The following is a 2,570-nucleotide window of genomic DNA, read 5'->3' as shown; positions in this document are numbered from 1 at the left end:
GGGTCTCCTCTGAAAGCAGTTACCACGGCCGAGCACAAAATTTTAAACAGTCTCTGGTGATGTCCGCGATTGCTGGCGCGGTAAACTACCTCTGCCTTCGGCTGCTTCAACGCATCAAGGAACCGGACGTCAATCTCCGGGCCGCGACCACTTTCAGCTTCAACGACTTCATCTCCAACGGCGGCATCCTGATTGCCGGCGTGCTGGTGTTCTGGCTGGGTACGAACTGGCCGGACTTGCTCGTCGGTTTCGCTACCGCCCTCATCGCCATCAAGGGCGGCTTCGAAATCCTGCGCGACGCACGCACCGAACCCGATACAACGAAGGGAGGTCGTCATGAATGACAAGCTCGAACTCGACATTCCGGTACTATTGCCCGACCTTCCCGACGCAGCTGACGCATGTCTCGATCGTCTCGTAGCAACGCTGACGAAGCGCGAAGGCGTCGAGCGGGCGCATGTCATCTGTGTCGACGACGATACGCCAGCAGCGCTGTGCATCCATTTCGACGCTGCCAAGCTGCCATTGCCGCGTTTGCGCGAAATCGTGCGCGCGGCCGGCGCTGAAATCACCGAGCGCTATGGTCATGCAATCTGGCAAGCGACGGGGATCAACCACGAGCGTCGCGCTCGAACGATCAGCGATGCGCTGTGCGCCTTGCCCGGCGTGGTACAGGCCAGCGCCAGTTCAGGTGGGTCTGTGCGGGTCGAATATGATCGCCGCGAGACCACCGAAGAGGAAGTGCTTTCGGCCCTTCGCAAACTCAAGGTTGGCATCGAAAAGCGGGTCAGTGCCGATGACCATGCCGGTCATGATCATGGGGCTGGTAGCCATGGTGCGGCTGAGGAACGGCATAGCTCCGGTGATGGTCACGATCACAGCCACGCTAATTTTCTGGGCCCCAACACTGAACTGATCTTTGCCCTCGCCTGCGGCGCGCTGCTGGGGATCGGCTTTGCAATTGAGAAGCTGATAGCCGGTCCGCCCGCTTGGCTCCCGACCGCCTGCTATATGGCAGCCTATTTTTTCGGTGGTTTCTTCACGCTGCGCGAGGCGATTGATAATCTTCGGTTGAAGAAGTTCGAGATCGACACCCTGATGCTGGTCGCCGCCGCCGGGGCAGCCGCCTTGGGGGCGTGGGCCGAAGGCGCACTACTCCTGTTCCTGTTCAGTCTCGGACATGCGCTGGAGCACTATGCCATGGGCCGTGCCAAGAAGGCAATTGAAGCCCTGGCGAAGCTCGCCCCTGAGACCGCAACGGTGCGCCGCGATGGGGCGACCAGCGAAATCGACGTCGGACAAATGGTAGTCGGCGACATCGTCATCGTGCGTCCGAACGAGCGCTTGCCCGCCGACGGCTTCGTCCTGAAGGGAACGAGTGCGATCAACCAAGCGCCCGTCACCGGCGAAAGCATCCCGGTCGACAAGATACCGGTAGCCGACGTGGTCGCGGCACGCGCCAAGCCCGATATGGTTGATCCGCAAAGCCGGGTATTTGCCGGAACGATCAATGGCAGCGGCGCGATCGAGATTGAGGTGACCCGCCGCTCCAGTGAAAGCGCGCTCGCGAAAGTCGTGAAGATGGTGAGCGAAGCGGAGACGCAAAAATCCCCGACGCAGCGCTTTACCGACCGTTTCGAAAGGGTCTTCGTCGCCGCTGTCCTGATTATGTCGGTCGTGTTGCTGTTTGCCTGGACCGTTATCGACGAGCCGTTCCGCGACAGCTTCTACCGCGCGATGGCGGTGCTGGTTGCGGCGAGCCCCTGCGCGCTTGCCATTGCGACGCCAAGCGCGGTTCTATCGGGTGTGGCGCGCGCAGCGCGCGGCGGTGTACTTATCAAGGGCGGCGCACCCTTGGAAAATCTAGGTTCCCTCAAGGCAATAGCATTCGACAAGACCGGCACTTTGACCGAAGGCCGCCCGCGCATTACCGACATCGTCCCTCTCGGTGGCACTGATGAAAGTGAACTGCTTGCGACTGCGGTCGCTGTCGAAGCATTGAGCGATCATCCACTGGCCCAGGCGATCGTCAGGGATGGTAGCGCACGTCTGGGGGCGCGCGCCCTGCCCCATGCCGCCGATCTCAAGAGTCTTACCGGCCGGGGTGTTACCGCGACCGTGGACGGCGAGACGGTGTGGATCGGCAAATCCGAAATGTTCGGTAAGGACGCAATTCCGGCGCTGGGGCAGGAGGCACAGGACGCGATAGCGTCACTGCGCGAAAACGGACGAACGACGATGCTGGTCCGAAAAGGGAATCGTGACCTCGGCGCGATCGGCCTGCTTGATACACCTCGCGAAGCGGCCAAATCCGCGCTGCTCCGCTTGCGTGAGTTGGGCATCACCCGGATGATCATGATCTCGGGGGATCATCAAAAGGTTGCCGAAGCCATCGCCAAGGACGTCGGGATTGATGAAGCATGGGGCGATCTCATGCCGGAGGACAAGGTTGTCGCGATCAAGAAGCTCGCGGGTGAAGACAGGGTCGCGATGGTTGGCGACGGCGTCAATGATGCACCGGCCATGGCGAGTGCTACGGTCGGCATCGCCATGGGGGCAGCAGGATCGGA

The 2,570-nt window shown here is 61.2% G+C and carries 2 protein-coding genes; both read left to right on the top strand.

Annotated features, from left to right (window positions below; genetic code table 11):
- A partial coding sequence (locus AX708_RS19110; protein WP_197426435.1) for a cation transporter occupies window positions 1–344 on the top strand: 344 nt, incomplete at its 5' end.
- The coding region (locus AX708_RS19105; RefSeq protein WP_067490630.1) for a heavy metal translocating P-type ATPase at window positions 337–2,570 on the top strand (2,234 nt) is incomplete at its 3' end. The genes AX708_RS19110 and AX708_RS19105, both read left to right, overlap by 8 nt.

Origin of the sequence: Erythrobacter sp. CCH5-A1 (assembly GCF_001557115.1) — a bacterium.
Taxonomy (GTDB): Bacteria; Pseudomonadota; Alphaproteobacteria; order Sphingomonadales; family Sphingomonadaceae; genus Erythrobacter.
Note: the sequence above shows the minus strand (reverse complement) of the source record. Positions and strands in the feature narration are given on the sequence as shown.